General features: G+C 52.2%; 12 protein-coding genes. 4 read left to right on the top strand and 8 right to left on the bottom strand.

Annotated elements, in window-relative coordinates:
* Window positions 1–14 precede the first annotated feature (14 nt).
* The 5 genes from ASF69_RS00050 to ASF69_RS00030 form a co-directional block, all read right to left on the bottom strand.
* Window positions 15–2261, bottom strand: a complete 2247-nt coding sequence (locus tag ASF69_RS00050) for a GNVR domain-containing protein (RefSeq protein ID WP_062585503.1) — start codon at window positions 2259–2261, stop codon at window positions 15–17.
* Window positions 2262–2361: 100 nt separating this feature from the next.
* Window positions 2362–2841 (bottom strand): hypothetical protein, encoded by a 480-nt coding sequence (locus ASF69_RS00045; RefSeq protein WP_062584137.1) that lies wholly within the window; start codon window positions 2839–2841, stop codon window positions 2362–2364.
* 306 nt (window positions 2842–3147) lie between these two features.
* On the bottom strand, window positions 3148–4368 hold the full coding sequence (locus tag ASF69_RS00040; RefSeq protein ID WP_062584135.1) for a polysaccharide biosynthesis/export family protein: 1221 nt from the start codon (window positions 4366–4368) through the stop codon (window positions 3148–3150).
* Between the two features lie 209 nt (window positions 4369–4577).
* The gene (locus ASF69_RS00035; RefSeq protein WP_062584133.1) at window positions 4578–6026 is read right to left on the bottom strand and encodes an O-antigen ligase family protein; all 1449 of its coding nucleotides are present in this window, start codon (window positions 6024–6026) and stop codon (window positions 4578–4580) included.
* Between the two features lie 522 nt (window positions 6027–6548).
* Window positions 6549–6758, bottom strand: coding sequence for a KTSC domain-containing protein (locus tag ASF69_RS00030; protein WP_062585502.1), 210 nt, complete (start codon window positions 6756–6758; stop codon window positions 6549–6551).
* Window positions 6759–7906: 1148 nt separating this feature from the next.
* Between ASF69_RS00030 and ASF69_RS00025 the strand changes: the two genes are divergently transcribed.
* Entirely contained in the window at window positions 7907–8542 is a 636-nt protein-coding gene (locus ASF69_RS00025; protein WP_062584131.1) for a sugar transferase, read from the top strand.
* A 428-nt stretch (window positions 8543–8970) separates the two neighbouring features.
* Here the strand turns inward: ASF69_RS00025 and ASF69_RS00020 are convergent, their stop codons facing one another.
* Both ASF69_RS00020 and ASF69_RS00015 read right to left on the bottom strand, forming a co-directional pair.
* On the bottom strand, window positions 8971–10236 hold the full coding sequence (locus ASF69_RS00020; RefSeq protein WP_156461938.1) for a polysaccharide pyruvyl transferase family protein: 1266 nt from the start codon (window positions 10234–10236) through the stop codon (window positions 8971–8973).
* Window positions 10237–10341: 105 nt separating this feature from the next.
* Entirely contained in the window at window positions 10342–11778 is a 1437-nt protein-coding gene (locus ASF69_RS00015) for an oligosaccharide flippase family protein (RefSeq protein ID WP_162238055.1), read from the bottom strand.
* Between the two features lie 623 nt (window positions 11779–12401).
* Here ASF69_RS00015 and ASF69_RS00010 point away from each other — a divergent pair.
* The gene (locus tag ASF69_RS00010; protein WP_156461937.1) at window positions 12402–13703 is read left to right on the top strand and encodes an O-antigen ligase family protein; all 1302 of its coding nucleotides are present in this window, start codon (window positions 12402–12404) and stop codon (window positions 13701–13703) included.
* Between the two features lie 284 nt (window positions 13704–13987).
* Window positions 13988–14944, top strand: a complete 957-nt coding sequence (locus ASF69_RS00005) for an acyltransferase (protein ID WP_062584122.1) — start codon at window positions 13988–13990, stop codon at window positions 14942–14944.
* Window positions 14945–15400: 456 nt separating this feature from the next.
* Here ASF69_RS00005 and ASF69_RS22990 read toward each other — a convergent pair whose 3' ends face one another.
* Window positions 15401–15544 (bottom strand): hypothetical protein, encoded by a 144-nt coding sequence (locus ASF69_RS22990; RefSeq protein ID WP_156461936.1) that lies wholly within the window; start codon window positions 15542–15544, stop codon window positions 15401–15403.
* Here ASF69_RS22990 and ASF69_RS23715 point away from each other — a divergent pair.
* Window positions 15543–15668 carry a hypothetical protein gene (locus tag ASF69_RS23715; RefSeq protein ID WP_280136370.1) on the top strand — a complete coding sequence of 42 codons (126 nt, stop codon included), beginning with the start codon at window positions 15543–15545 and terminating at the stop codon, window positions 15666–15668. The two genes, ASF69_RS22990 and ASF69_RS23715, sit on opposite strands and share 2 nt — an antisense overlap.
* The last annotated feature ends 2 nt before the right edge of the window (window positions 15669–15670 follow it).

Below are 15670 nucleotides of genomic sequence, written 5' to 3'. Positions count from 1 at the left end.
GAAATCCTGCCAATCTACGCAGCGTCCTGATAGTATTTCGTATAATGAGACTGGTAATACTCGCTGGATCCGAAGGATCTGTAGAGCTTCAACTTACGCTGGTCCACCTTGTTCAGTATGACGCCGAGGCATTTGTTTCGTATTTCGACTTCATCCCTCAGAAGCTGGCGCACCAGATGCCTTGCGGTTTTTCCCCATTCTACGACAAACAGGAAGCCATCAACGCGAGAAGCCATCGCGCGCGCATCGACGACAGGCCCGAGCGGCGGCAAATCTAGGATGATATAATCTGTGTTGTGGCTGAGATGTGTCAGGATGTTGCGCATGGCCGGAGAGGCCAGCAACTCTGAGGAGTGCGGCACGCGATGCTTGATGACTGTTGGCAAGAACGCCAATCCCGTTTTGGGATCTTGAAGTAAAAGCTTCCGAGGGTCGATGTTTTCCAGAACAGCCTCAAGCAAACCCGCCTCTGCATGAGATCCAATGGCACGCGTGGCGCCAGGATTACGCAAATCGCAGTCGATCAGAATGGTCCGGTTTCCCTGATCGGCGAGCAACTGGGCAAAGTTTATCGATGTCATCGACTTTCCCTCGCCCGGAAGGGAGGAGACAACGCCTATGATCTTGCACTCTTTCCCGACCATACCGAAATCCGCAGAGAGCTTTGCGCTGCGCAAGGTTTCCGCGAAAGAAGACAGTGGATTGTCGACAACGTAATTCGAGACAGAATTTGTCTTGAACAATTCACCAGCTGGCAACTTGCTGCCGGAAAACGCTGGCAATCGCTGGCCGGAAATCATCGGTGTCATCCCGAGGAATTCAAGCTTGAGCGTGTCCCGTATCTGATCGCCAGTTCTGAAGAAGCGGTCCCTGATTTCCCTGAATGCCCCTAAACCGGTGCCCACCGCACCGCCCATGACAATGAACAGCGCAAGTATCAGTGTCTTCTTGGGATGGCTTGGCGACTTCGGCGGTGACGCACGCGTGATCACGCGCGCCTCTGTCACGGGGAATGACTGCTGTTGGACAGCTTCCTGATAGCGCTGAAGGAAGGTCTGGTAGAGATTTTTATAAGTCTCGGCTTCGCGCTCGAGCTCTCGCAACTGCACCTTGGTCTCGTTTGCCGATGCACTGATACCGGTTGCCTGGGATACGTTGTCGGACAGGCTTTTCTCACGCGCTTTCGCGACGTCGAGATCGCTTTTGTAGCTCTCGGCGATACGATTCAGCTCCTCGAACATCAATCGCTGATATTCAGACATTTCACTGCGCATGCGAACCGCTTGCACGTGATCCGGTCCGAGCCGCGCGGAAATCTGCGCTTCCCGCTTGGATGCATCCAAATATTTTTGCCGCAACTCGTTCGAAATCGTACTTCCGAGCACATCGGTGACGATGGCATCTGTCTGGCCGGACGCGATAATCTGCTGAATACGCTGGAAGCGTGCTTCGGCCTTTGACGTCTCCGACTGCGCCACGATCAGCGCGCTGTTAAGTTCGGAGAGCTGTTGATCCGATACGAGAACAGATCCTGCGGATACAAGATTGTTTGTTGTGCGGAACCGCTGAACGGCAAGGTCGGAATCAAGCGCCTTCTGCCGCAACTCTGCGATACGATTTTGCAGCCAGTCACTGGCGCGCCGCGTCGCCTCGTATTTCGAGTTCAACTTGTCTACGAGATAAATATCGCCGACGGTGTTGGCAATTCTACTCGAAAGTTCTGGCGATGGAGACGTGTACTGGACGTTGAGAACATAGGTTCTTCCGACCCGGCTCACGTCGAGATTTTCTGCCAGCTTTCGCTCTGCGGCAAAGTGCTTTGCAGCCGCGTCATCCGCGACGGCCGAAGCGGACACGAACCATTGCGATACATTGAGCAGAGAACGCAATGTTCCTATCAACTGCACCATGGCGGAACGATCATCCGCCATGAACACGGCATCATTGGTCAAATCAAGCTTGTCTACGACCGCACTTGCGATCGTGTCTGACTTGAAGATCTCGACCTGGCTGAGGATGGACGATTCATCTTCCATCAGACTGCCGCCAGCGGACCCGATACTCGACAACTGGTCGGCAAGCTGACCATTGCCTCTATCGATGAGAACGCTGACATTGGCCGTGAAGAGCGGAACGGCTGTCAGAATATTGACAATACCCAGAACCGCAGCAACCGCTACGCTTATCGCGACGATCTTCCACTGACGCCTGGCAATTGCAATGACGCTTTCAACGTCCAGAAAACTTCCCTGCTGATGCATATCAGCATTCGCTTCACGCGAAAAAGCGTGGATTTCTTTATCGTAGAGCGGCAAGCGAGCCTCATTTCAGTTGTGTCTTGACCCCCAGCCACAAGGGTTTCTACTGAGTCGTTATGCTGATCGAGATAAATGTGGATGAGCCTGCGCTCGACGTCGCGAAATAAGGGCTGCTTGCACCAGCGCTGAATGCAGAATCTCCAGAAGCCGTGCCAGACGATCCATCAGCGGCGGTTCCCGTTGCGTTTACGCCGCCACCTGCATTCCCATTGCTGCCGATGGCTGACGCACCCGCAGCGCCCGCGCCGCCGGCACCAGCGCCCGCAGCACCCAACGCAGCCGTTTCAGTTTCCGGCATCGCGCCCGCAAAAGCGGTTTGAAGGGCAGCATTGTCGGTTTCGGCAACTTCTTGCTGAATGCGCGCAGCGAAGTCAGGCTTCAGCGAAACGCAAGCTGCCGCTGCACGCGCAAGGCCAGCACCCAGTGCTGCAACCTGCGAGGGATTGGCCTGACCTGCCAACTTGATCAAGGGAGACAAAGCGGCTTCGTTCGTGCCGGTGAGAGCACGGACGCGGTTGGACATAGGTATTCCACCTGTCTGGAACTCGCTCAACAGACTCTCTGGCGAAGAAAGAAACGCCTGAACAATACTGTCCGAAAGACTTGCCGGGGCGACAAGGCAACTGGCCGGCGAAGAGCTTTGTGCACTGGCATTATTCGCCAAAGCCAACGACAACAGCGCGCCACACAGTAAGCTGTAATTTAAGCCCTTTGGCATGAAGTCACTCCCAAGTCCGTTTATACTTTATTAAGACTGTTTGATTGCACAAAAAAATTTCCGCAGCAATAAGATTCAAGAAACTTACTTAATGCTGCGGACGCTTGGCTATTAATTTGTCAGTGATTCCACAGAGTCCCGGATCGATACGGCATCCGAAGGAACGCCGGCGGCGGTAGACGATACCGAGTTCACAATGTTCAAGAACTTGAGAAGCTCGACGGAATCTGCATTCGTGATGTAGATGATGTCCTTGTCCTGCATCGGGAACTTCTGGATCGCAAAGAGCGTGGACGGATCACGCATATTGGCCCTGAAGACAACGGGAACTGTTTCAGACTTGAAGCGCGAGACATTCACGCCCATCTTGGCCAGCGTGTCCTTGGGGACAACCCTATACAGGAAGACTTGAGCCGGATCCGCGCGGGAGTCCAACACACCACCAGCCTTTGCCAATGCCTCGCCGAAACTCAGCTTGGACTCTTCGAAGTCGAACCGGCCATTCAGACCCGACGCCCCGAATGCGGAGTAGGTACGACGCTCGCGATCAACAAGGATCGTATCACCCGGTGCGACATAGATATTCTCAGAAGGCGTCGCGACCAGATGATCGTATTGCACGGTTGCAGAACGTCCTCCGCGCTGAAGAGTGACCCGCGTCTCGATGCCGGGCGCACTCAAGCCGCCCGCTTCGGAGATGACGTCAAGTATTCTTTCACCGGCTTCGGTCAGCTCGATCTTCGCGGGCTGACGCACATCTCCCAGCACCGCAGCCTGGGCCGAGCGGCTGCTGATTTTGGTGATGACGACCTGAGGCTCAATAGCACGGCTTGCAAGCCGGTCTTCAATTTCCTGCTGAACCGCCTCGACCGACCGTCCAACTGCGCGGATACGGCCTGCATAAGGCACACTCACATTACCGCTGTGATCAATCGTCTGTTGCGGCAGGGAAACGAAGTTCCCGGGGCGGCTGCCAGCATCAGACGGAATGAACAAACCGCCCGACTGCGACTCGAAAATGGCAACCTGGACCACATCGCCAGCGCCCAATGGCAGCGATGGCGCGCCGCCGCGTCCACCGCCAAAACCCTGAGCCAATGAGGTCTGCGTATCGTCTGCGACGTAGCTCAGGACACTCTTATTGATGTCCACCAGCGCATAATCGATGCCCACGGCAGTGGGTTTGTCCGCAGAGGTAACTTTTACAGCCGCGCCGGCTTCCACATTGCGGGCCGCCGGACCCGCACTTGGAAGCGAAGTGCAACTGGTAAGCGAAGTGGCCGCAGCAAGCAGCAAAATGTGAGTCTTACTCCGCCTCAATTTCATCCCCATGAAACATTATATCGTCTCGCAATAACACCAATTGCAGAATTAAATCCAGAGCCGGATTGACTGAAATTATGCTTTGCTCAGCTTTGAATTAAGTTGTTGCTATTTAAACACATGGTGGTAACGCCCAATTAATCAGTTCAATATTAGTTAATTCAAATAAATAAACATAAATATGCTCAAATTCGAAAATATTTAACCATGACTCATCGTTACGCAGTCATCGAATGACGGGTGGACTGTCCCTTAGGTGTTCGTTTCTTGCCAGGCGGACGAAGAGACAAGGTTACAATTGGCGTAAGCATTGCCGCAAAATAGATTGCGAGTCCTGATATTTGCAGGGAAAAGTCAATCGCGGAGTGCGCAGCAATCAAAACAAGAGAGGCAATGCCGAGCTCTCCCGCATAACGGGCGCTTCGGCGGCGCCTGATCCCAATGATAAAGACCGCACTCAACCAGAGACTGAAGAGCAGCGCCGACAGAGGGAAAACAATGCCAAGCGTCAAAAGTCCTTCGAGATAGACATTGTGAGCTCTGTCCCAGACCCCGGCAATGCCGCAAGTCGCATCTCGATAGGCCGGGAACACGGTCGGGAAGCTTGACAGACCTGCCCCAAGCGGAAGGTTGTCCCAGACGGCAGCCACTATGCCCGGCAGGACACAAAAGCGACCGTCTTCGAAGGCACTCTGAATTTGTGAGCGCAACAGAACGCGCTGCCCAAGCGAAAAGAAGATGATGACAATCGCCAGAAGGATAGATGCGCCGATCAGTATCCTGATCCAGCGGCGTCCCTTGGCTGGGGCAAGCCCGCTCTTTTCCTGTTTTTGAAACCTGCTGAATGCCTTCAGAATTAAAAGGCAGCAGACAGCAATGAGGGCCGCAACGACCCCTCCGCGAGATTTGGTCAGCATCAATGCTGTTAGTGTCGCGAAGAGCAGCACCACATGAATTGCCGCAAACCACAATTGCGTTTGCATGGCTGGCGAAAGTCTGGCGCCCGCCAAAATTGCCGAGGACACCCGCCGAAAACCTATCTTGCCAAAAGATGCCTCGACGATGGAGGCGTTCAATAAAAGCGCGAGGCCGAAGAACGTGGCCGCAGTATTTCTGTTTACGAATATGCCAGTAAGGCTGCTGAGATAGGCCCTCTTCGCGTCGAAGAGCAACTGATCTGGCGCGATGGTGAACTGGACGATCGAGAAGATCGATATCAAACCGGAAAGCCCCGACAAGAGCCTCAACGCTCCACTCGCGCGCTCGTCTGTGGAGAACAACAAGAGACCGACCATGAAGATACCAAACGGCACTGCAATTCGCATGGCTGCCGCCCGATCATCCGCTGGCGACACCGAGATGGTGGAAGCACCACCTGGGAGAAAAGCTTGAATTTCTTTCCCGGCGGCCTCTGAAAACGGTGCATCGAGAGGAATGACAGTTTGAGCGCCAATCCAGGCGAGGAGCAGAACCATCAGCGAAGCCGCCGCCCATAGCGTCGAACCGGTATGGGTGGGAATGCCTCCCGTTGCGAGAAGAACCATGAACAGGAAGAAGGTAGGCAAGGCTAAAAGCGTAACCGTCAGCAGTTCAACAGAGCCATAATTTAAAAGGGCTACTGAAAGCGAGACCCAATAAACAGATAAAGCAACGTAGTGGGATCGCATTCTTCAACCTGCAATGCTTCTCTTCAATGTTGCCTTTAATTAAAGAACGGCAATATCATAAGCACGGACTACCATTTTACTTTCGATAAATTGCAGAAACCCGCACAGGATTCTGATAAAATAGATCGCCTTCAAATTCCGCTATCCCCCATAAATGGAGAATGTGGGGAAGGCACAATTTCTATTGAGATGAATAGCTTTTAATACGTGATATCAGCTAGGTTCAGACCCAATATAATGGCGACGATGCGATATATGCGGAAATTATATTGATTGTCCAGACGATATAATTTTATGCGAATTCTAGATATTGTTAATTTAGTTATTCCAAAATCCGGCAGGCAAGTTGTTGGTCGCGGATCCAGCGAGACTGGAAAGCGCCCATGGCCTGCGATGATACGCGGCGGCCTTCGACACTAACAATCGGATGCAGTCTTGTAATTGATGCGGTGAAACCATTGCCTGCCGCCAGGCCAGCGGCCTTTCAATAACCGGCAGGTTTGAACGCGGTCTTTGCTGATACTAGGCAGCGATACGTTTATACTGATTGCGGATGCGGTCGATATAATGCTGGCCGGGGGATTTGGCGACGCACATTGCCGTAACTTCGTGTTCCGGCACGCCGATGAACAGCCGCTCCTCACCATTCTTAAAGCAGATATGCAACTGTCCGTCTTCCTGGCTGAAGTAGACGTTTTGTATAATGCGAGAATTGACTGGTACACTCTTCATCATCCACTCCTGTTTTCGGAATGTCTTACTCGAAAACGTCAAATGACCTCTGAAAATGTGTGGTGAGCCAAACCTTAAGATATTTGCGGTCTTTTGAACTTTTCCTGTCAGATGAAAGAGAACGGCACATCGAGCAGGCTCTGGAGCCCTGCACACTGCAGTCGCAGAATTCTTGCGCAACGAGTGATCATCGATTTTATCCAGCACAACTCAAGATAAGTATAAATCAAATACACTCGCGACCAAACCCGCCGGTAACCTTACCTGCTAAGTATAGAACACGATATACACACACGCTTTACATTCTTCTTGTAAAAATGCTGCAGCGCAAAGAGGGCTGGTCCTCTTTCGGGATCATTCAAAAATCGGCATTTCGATCCCGCCGCCGTCACCGAAGCGCGGCGGGCGCGGCTACTGCCCTGCTCAACTGCCTATGCGCCACCAATCGATCTCAGTGCATTATGGCCGCTGTCAAGAAACTCGCGGCGCGTTTTCAGGGCTAGTACATTCGGGTGATGCGGTTCGGGACGACCGACATCGACAAGACGGCCAAGGACATCATTAGCGACAATTTCCTGATGCGCCATTTCCTCAAAGCTCGAGTATAGCGATTGATTACTCGTCTACGGCCAAGATGAACATTCGCCTCATCAGGCCCTTTGAGGCGCTATTCCAGCATTGAGGCGAATCATTCTGCCGTTTGACGAAATAGCGTTTTGAGACGTGATTGCTCGGCACGGATTAGATATTCGGATAAAAAATTTTCGGTTTTATTATTTTATTATTCTCTAATGTAAATTTTGCGATCCAATCTAATTCGAATTCTCTAAGCCAATAGGATCACTGAAATTCCCCCATACAAAGTATGAATAGGCTTATTTATTCAGAAATTAGAATGATTTTATACTGAAATCATCAAAACTATATATTTAGAATATGCTTATATGCATTAACTACATTCGCCACAAAGTATTGACTTAGTAATTCGTTATTGGTTTATAAATTGTTAACGAAGCACTTATGAACCACAAGGCTGGCTCGTAAGTCACGAACAGGTTTAGAGCCTGGAATTAATTCATTTTGCGTAATTGATTGATCAGCCGCCTCAGGAATGCGGCTCATCATCGTAAAACGATGGAGCTTTCTTTATGAAGTATGCGACAGTTCTTCCGACCGGCGGACTGGCAAAGCGTAGCTTGGACGTTACGTTTGCAATGTGTGCACTCGTGTTGTTTGGCCCCATATTTCTTATGATTATGGCTCTGGTGAAGTTCACCGACAAAGGACCTGCATTTTACAAGCATGAGCGTGTCGGCCACAATGGCCAGAAGTTCAAGTGCCTGAAGTTCCGCACCATGGCTGTCAATGGAGACGAACTTCTCCGCCGCTATCTGGCGGAAAATCCGGATGCCCGCGCCGAGTGGGAAGCAACCCGCAAGCTTAAGAACGATCCACGCGTGACCGCTGTTGGACGAGTCCTGCGTAAACTCAGCCTCGATGAGCTGCCTCAGCTGATCAACATCATTCGCGGCGAAATGAGCGTCGTCGGACCCCGTCCTGTTGTTGCCGAAGAACTGCAGGCATATGATAGCTTCGCCGTGTACTACCTCCGCACTCGCCCAGGTCTTACGGGCTTGTGGCAGATCAGCGGCCGTAACGATGTTTCCTATGAAAGCCGCATCGCATTCGACACCCAGTATGTTCAGACCTGGTCGCTGATCCAGGACGTCGCAATCATCCTGAAGACAATCCCGGCCGTGTGCTCGGCGCGCGGTAGCTACTAAATCATTCGAAGCCAGATCCTGATGGCGCACATTCAAAAGAAGACATAGAATTATGTGCACCGGAGATGTAGATCTCCGGTGCACAATCTTTTTCGAAGATAAAATCGACCGCCTGATTGCGTTAGACGCACGCTCCATCCCCTGGAACGCATGGAATTGATATTGCGGCGCAGAAACTTTCTTGCACTGCATCAGTCTTCACGGGGTAAAGTTCATCCTCATTAGCCCCCCCACCACTTTTGCAGATGCCCAGTGTTTTGAGGGTAAGGCTGCCCGGCGAAGTTCCGGCAGCACTTCGATCAGCAACCGGCAGTCAGAGCAACTGGCGTATCAACCCAGCGATAGTGGGTTGATACGCCCTCAAGATACGCACTCGGCATCTAACCCTGATGCCACGCATCAACATCACCGAGGTGGATGGAAAAAATTTAGCTGCATGCTTTTTGCAGCGCCTGCTTCAACCGCGCGACAGCAGTCTCGACATGTTCGTTGATGTTTTTGCGTATTTGTGCGGCAACAGCGGGGTTGGACAGGACTGTCTTTGCCTGGTCCAGCGCTGCCTTGAAGCCTGAGACGCTGTAAAGCTGCTCCGCAAAAATGTAGAAGCTGCGCGCCCCGTACATTTCGAAGAGTATTTCTTTCTTTTTATCAGACAGCGAATTATCAGCTGTGGCCGCGCCTTGACCGATACATATGGCCGGTATTCCCAGGCGCCAGGCATTGACGCAAACATGATACGTGTCCGTAATCACGAATTTGCAGCCTGAGAGCTCTGAAAGTATCTTGCCTGGATCAACGTGATAATTCGGGACGTCATAGCCAAACAGACGGGCGATGGCGCGGAATTTTTTGCGTGTGAAGAACCAGGGTATCCACCGTGTCGGTTCACCGAGACGCTTTCCAAGAAGGCGGGCGTAAAGCAGCATCAGGAACTTTGAATTCGTCCGGCCGAAGTAGACGCCAATACCCTGTCGCTGTGCGGCCATTTCAAAACCGGAAAACTGCTCGAGGTCGGTGTCTTTCAGCAGAAGTGCACAGTCACAGGCCAGCGAAGGGTCCAGGCCCCGCAGAGGCGAAACCTTCGCCGCGGACAATGCATCTCTGAAAAACACGCCGGCAGCATTCTTGAACAAGCGTTCGGAGTGCGATCGATACGTCTCGTCGACATCGTCCTCCGCTCGATTTGTAATGATCGTGCTTCCAAAGATGACGGCGCGGCTCAACCTCTCCTGATCGAGCTGGGACAGGAAAATGTATTTGTAATAGTCGCTCTGGAATCCGCTCTGGCTCTCGCTCGTCGCATCCTTGTTCCATGCTCCACGATCCTTCTCGAGATAGGAGAGGGAGTGCAGGAAATCACCCCAGAACAAAAACACGTCCGAGGAGAGGTATTCGCCGTAATGATCGACTATATCAAGATACTTGAATGGTATTTCTTCTGGCGGGTACGAATATTCGTTCAATTTTCCATATGTGTAAAACTGAACAATATTGGGAGCGACCATTTGAGATATGGTCATATGAGCCGCCAGATCGACGGTCAACATGCCCGTATTACGTTCAGGAGGAAGCGCACAAATAACAGCAATTTTCTTCATTTTTTGTACATCTTTCCTGTTATGATATACAACATCCAAAAGCAATGAGCGCCATCTAATCAAATGCCGTATAGGTTCTAGCCGGATCAGCGTCAAGTCACTCTTCTTAATATACTAGGAACCACGGCCCGGCTTTTATAAGCAATAATTTATTCAATTATGACAGTTCTTTATCACCGGATTTGATAGCGGCTCGGGCGGTCAGACGCTCTCCGTCGGGGCGTTTAGAACAGACAGACCTCTGCGCAATGTCCGATGACCTGCGGCGACCGAAAGCGCCACACCCGCAAGGGCAAGGACCGCAGCAAACGGTATCCATTGGAACCATTGATCGCGCATTCCGGTAGAACCCAACCAATACACGCCCGCGACAGCCACAGAGATGACGGAAGGCAAAGCCATCGATGCCGCAAACCGCGTTCGTGAAAGGCTCAGAAGAGAGACGATCCCACTGATGTTACGAGGTACGGTCAAAGCCACCGCAACAGCATATGCGCCGGCCACATAGATCGTGCCGCCTGTGGCAAACACAGCAAGAAGCAGGCACCAGCAGATCGCAAATTCTATCGCAAATCTCATCTGACTGCGAACTTCACCCAATACGATGCGTATCGTCACGGCCAATGTGCCGATCAGCTGGTAACCCGCAACAGGCGCGATCAACGCAAACAGGTAGCCTGACTCCGTCCATTTGCTGCCCAACAGCAAGCCAAACACTTCCTGGTGGGCCGCGGAGGCTATGAACAGGATTGGCAGCACGCCTGCTGCGACCAGATAGGATATTGCAGAATATACCTCTCCCAGTTTCTGCCTGTTTTCTCTGAAACGCAGAAGATGTGTGTAAATGACGTAGTTGAGCGGCGCGGTCAGGATGCGACCGGGTAAGCGGGCAAACAGAAATGCCATCGCAAAAATGCCTGCACCTGCGGCGCCGAGAGCGTGGCCTATGATGACCATTTCCAGAGACTGGGAGAGATTGGTCGCCAGATTGCTGAACAGCATGCTTTTGCCAAAGACAATGTGCTCTCTAAGGCTATGCAATGAGAAGACAAATCGCGGTTTGAACCGGGACGCAGCGAATGTGAAACTGGCGCGGATGGAATATTGCACCAGTTGCTGCAGCACCAGCGACCAGACACCGGCACCATTCAACACGCCGACAAGTGCGGTCGTCAGACCCGCCGCCATTGCCAAGACTTCAATGATTGCAATTGTGGAAAATTTCCCGCTCTTTTGCAGTTTGACACCCGGTACGGCGCTAATCGCCTGCAGGAAAGCAATCGGTGCCAGTCCACGCGTGATCGGGCCAAGGTCCGGCTCGGCAAATATCATGGCAAGCGTGGAAGACCCGAACAGGGCGATGAGGGCCAGGACAAGACCGATGACCATCGTAAGCCAGAATGCGCTGGACCAGACCTGAGTATTGCCATCATCTTCCTTGATCAGCGATTGGCCGACGCCTGCATCCGCAAAAATAACCAGAAGAAGAATGATAGGAACCGCAAGTGTGACCGTTCCGTATTCATGAGGGCTGAGATACCGTGCCAATATTGGCATGATGAAAAACTGGGCCGCAATCCGGAGGATCGAGATGGAGGACATGGACATTGTGCCAAAGGCAATTTTTTTTAAAGACACGCGACGCCCTACCATTTGAGCTTAATAATAATCTATTGAAGTCCTGGTACAGGATGAAGCAGTGCAAGCCTTGTTAACCTCGGCTCGGTTTCGCTCCACCTCAGCAATCCATGAAAGGTCAGTCTACCTGCATCTTATTACAGTCAGTTTGTCCTGCCGCCATTCCAAGACATTGCACTAGGCCAATTCCGCAATATTTTCAAATTCCATTAGGCTCATATAACGCAATGTCTCGTGTCACGCGTATTGCGAAATGGCTTTATCGCGCAGGCGTATGCCGGATGGCAGAGCTTCACGCGCAAAAACGCGAGATTGCCTCAAATTCCGATCAAAGACTGTGCAGCAAATGCCCCATCCCCGTTACTCTGATGCCTGAAGCCGAGTGCTCCTGCGCCTTAGCCAAAACTCGTTTCATCTAGCGTTCGCAGGACGTCTATGTGGCGGCTGGGGCTCTGTTTCTTTAAAAATGCAGTCTTTCCTTACAGGTTGCTGCATATGAGATGGATAAGACTGCGAGAAGTGGATATTGCTTGGAGCGTAAGTCGCCAGAAAGATCTGCTTCATCCGGCGTGTCTGCAAATGGTTTTGTCATGTCCCGTTCCGAAAATATCAGGTAATCCGTCGTGCAACTACCATCACAGGACATACATCCGACTTCCCGGTTAGACAGCGCTGCCCAGTTTGCGTTTCCATTCGTGACATTTCTGGGTCTTACCCTCAGCCCCGGTTTCGGCACCATCGCGGCGGTCTTCTTTATACTGCCCTCCATCGTCCTGATCGGTTTGAAGGCGAGAAGTTACCAGATACATGGCCGCATCGAGTGGCCAGGGCTCGTCCTCTTATTCATTATGCCGTCGGTATTTCTCGCCTCCACATTCTGGTCGAACCATCCGCTGCTGACCTTCAAACTATCGGCAGAAGCGCTGGTATCCTGCTGCGTGGTGTATATTCTGACGAGCACAATACGGCTGAAAACACTCATTACCGCATTTTTCTTTGCTCAGTTGATTTCGGTAGGCGCCAGCATTCTTTCCGGCAAGACTGCCATTATTTACGAAACCCAGCAGGCCGCTTACGTTGGCTTCTATGGCAGTAAGAATTATCTGGCCTACGCTGGACTTGTTCTCTTCATTTTGTCCGTCGCCAAGGCGGGGATCAGTCAGACTGTCCTCAGCCGCGCGCTGGCCTATGTCGGCGTGGGCCTGGCGCTAATTACACTCGTTCTCACCATCTCTGCAGGGGCAGCGATTTCCTTCTTTGTCATCGTGCTAGCCTACTGCGCGCTCATGGTGGTCAGGCTTGTCCATGTCAGTGCCCGGGGGCAGTTTTTGCTCGCACTGTTCCTGATAGCGTTGAGTGTGGCATGCCTGGCTGGACTGGTGTTCGGTGACGAAAACGGTTTGACGGGCGCCTTGCTCTCGGCGGTCGGCAAGGACGCCACCTTGACCGGAAGAACAGATCTCTGGGCCTATGCGTCGAGACTGGTTGAGCGAAATCCCCTGTTCGGTATTGGGTATCAGGCATTCTGGGTTCAAAATGACCCGGAACCCGAAGCGCTGTGGGACGCATTCCATATTCCGACCCGTATGGGCTTTCATTTTCACAACCAGTTCTATTCAACGGCCGTCGAACTCGGTTACTTTGGAGTGGCGGTAACTTTCTTCTATGTAGCGGCACTCGTCGTCACCACTCTTCGCAATGTCATGCTGCACCAGAACGCTCTGACGACATTCCTCTTCCAACTCATCGTTCTCACCATGTCGCGCATCTACACGGAAGTCGATCTATTGGCGCCCTTTTCGATCGGCTGGATCCTGACGTTATTCGTTTCCGCATATTCGTTTAAGTTGGACGCGAAAATCGCTCCAGTGCCAAAAAACCCGACACCCATTCAATATCCGGCGGCCTACCGCGCTCAAAATTAGTGTCAGAACCGATCGAAAGCGCGCCTATACCGCATTCCTTCCAGACGAAGCTCATGGTGCGTGTCCGCGCCGAGGCTACGAAAATAAAGTTTAATGCCAATCGCCATCTCGGGTGTGTAGAAAACGTAGGCGATCCCGCGAGTTTTCATTTGTTATTGCTGACAATCCAGAATTGCCAAACTTAAATCCACCAAATGCAGTTTTATCTTTATGTATTCAGTGTTATGCGAGCTTAACTTGCTTAGCTCAGTGTGAAATACGAAATTCGCTTGTAGGGGCCACGTGTGCAAAATCATCTTTATTCGATTCAGGCCCTTCGCGGTATAGCAGCGGTCCTCGTCACAGCGTTCCATTTCTTCCCGAATGAGTTTATTGTCGGTGCGGCGGGAGTGGATATTTTCTTCGTTATTTCGGGCCTTATCATGGGCACGATCGGCGTCAATGAACGGCCACTCGTGTTTCTGTGCAAACGCATCATCCGGATCGCACCGCTTTACTGGCTGTTCACCTTCGTCATGTGTCTGGGCGCGATTGCTGGCGTCTATTCTCAATTTTCATTTAATGCAGAAACACTCACCAAATCGCTCTTTTTCATTCCCTACTGGGACCAAACAGGACACGTCTGGCCGCTGATGGTGGTGGGCTGGACCCTCAACCTAGAAATGTTTTTCTACATCATCTTCGCCGCAGCCATATTCCTGGGTCGACCCATCCTTTTCACATCACTGGCATTAGCCTCGATGGTCATCCTGGGTTACACCTTCGACCTGAAGAACGCCGCTTTGAACCTCTGGTCGTCTAATCTTCTTTTGGAGTTCATCGCAGGTCTTCTGCTTTCCAGATTTGTTCTGCACGGAAAAATCAGCCTCATTGCCGTCATCTTGGGTGTATCCGGGCTTGCAGCAAGCAATGTTTTCTCGCTGTTCGACCCAGAATACCGAATTCTGGTCTGGGGAATTCCGGCATTTCTTATCGTCGCCGGCTGCTTGAGCCTGGAAAAGCGGGGATATTGGCCTTCCGCGCAACTAACGCCAATCCAGTTGATCGGCGACGCCTCCTACTCACTCTATCTTTCCCATGTTTTCTGGACTGCCGCCGTTCACAAGTTTTTCGGCAATGCCTTTCTCCCGTCAGCCATCGGGCTCATCGTCGCCGTAGTTTGCGCTATTGCAATCTTCAGGCTGGTCGAAAAGCCACTTCTCAAATCAATGAAACCGCTCGTAAGTCGTCTTCCCGCCTGATCTCGCCTCCAGCCTTATCTGGTCTCTCGCTCGGTCCGGCGAATCTGCAGTGTTGTAACGCCTATCGGAGGTCAGAATTGGAGGCCGATACAGGGTCAACATTCAACACCTACCAACCGTTTGCGCATCGCCTTGCGCCACGGCTTGATCCAGTATGCGGGGCGGCTAGCGTCACCCGTAGATCAAACGGGAGGCCGCGGTCTTCGGGCAAATTTTCCGCGTCAGGGGTGTTGAGACGGGCAAGGCTCGCCGCCGCGCGCAGGTCACCCATCTTCCCCCACCCGGTACGCGCCTTTGCATCCTCGACCAACCGGATGCAATGCGGCTAAGGTGTGAGCAACTGGCCTCAGAGCTTGCCGCTACCGAGGCGTGGACGGAGGACTTTCAGGAGAGGTCCGCCAGGCTGACGCATTAGTTCTTTTGAGTGTCGATGTAGTTATCCGCGAGCCGCTGTCCCTAGACCGTAACGACGTGGACGTTGACGCCAATCAGCGCCTGATGCCGATCCTGTTGGATCTCATCCAGCCGGTGGTGCTGGGGCAAGACACCCGCCCGGCCCCCGACTGGCGACCCGCAGATGCATGGCGAGGTCGCAAACATGATGGCATCCAGGGAGGTTCTCGATTTGGTGGAGCGACAGTTCCTTGCCGCAGACAAGCTCCTTAAACTTATCTGCCGCATCAATCTCGTGCCCGACGGCGCGGAACTGACGATCGTGCTGTAGGC

Source organism: Rhizobium sp. Leaf311 (assembly GCF_001423445.1).
Classification (GTDB): Bacteria; Pseudomonadota; Alphaproteobacteria; order Rhizobiales; family Rhizobiaceae; genus Agrobacterium.
Note: the sequence above shows the minus strand (reverse complement) of the source record. Positions and strands in the feature narration are given on the sequence as shown.

Excerpts from the sequence above, each read along its gene's own strand:
- ASF69_RS00045 (WP_062584137.1), bottom strand. The coding sequence starts at position 2,841 with ATGTCCAACCGCGTCCGTGCTCTCACCGGCACGAACGAAGCCGCTTTG.
- ASF69_RS00050 (WP_062585503.1), bottom strand. The coding sequence starts at position 2,261 with ATGCATCAGCAGGGAAGTTTTCTGGACGTTGAAAGCGTCATTGCAATT.
- ASF69_RS22990 (WP_156461936.1), bottom strand. The coding sequence starts at position 15,544 with ATGTTTGCGACCTCGCCATGCATCTGCGGGTCGCCAGTCGGGGGCCGG.
- ASF69_RS00035 (WP_062584133.1), bottom strand. The coding sequence starts at position 6,026 with ATGCGATCCCACTACGTTGCTTTATCTGTTTATTGGGTCTCGCTTTCA.
- ASF69_RS00030 (WP_062585502.1), bottom strand. The coding sequence starts at position 6,758 with ATGAAGAGTGTACCAGTCAATTCTCGCATTATACAAAACGTCTACTTC.
- ASF69_RS23715 (WP_280136370.1), top strand. The coding sequence starts at position 15,543 with ATGATGGCATCCAGGGAGGTTCTCGATTTGGTGGAGCGACAGTTCCTT.
- ASF69_RS00040 (WP_062584135.1), bottom strand. The coding sequence starts at position 4,368 with ATGGGGATGAAATTGAGGCGGAGTAAGACTCACATTTTGCTGCTTGCT.
- ASF69_RS00025 (WP_062584131.1), top strand. The coding sequence starts at position 7,907 with ATGAAGTATGCGACAGTTCTTCCGACCGGCGGACTGGCAAAGCGTAGC.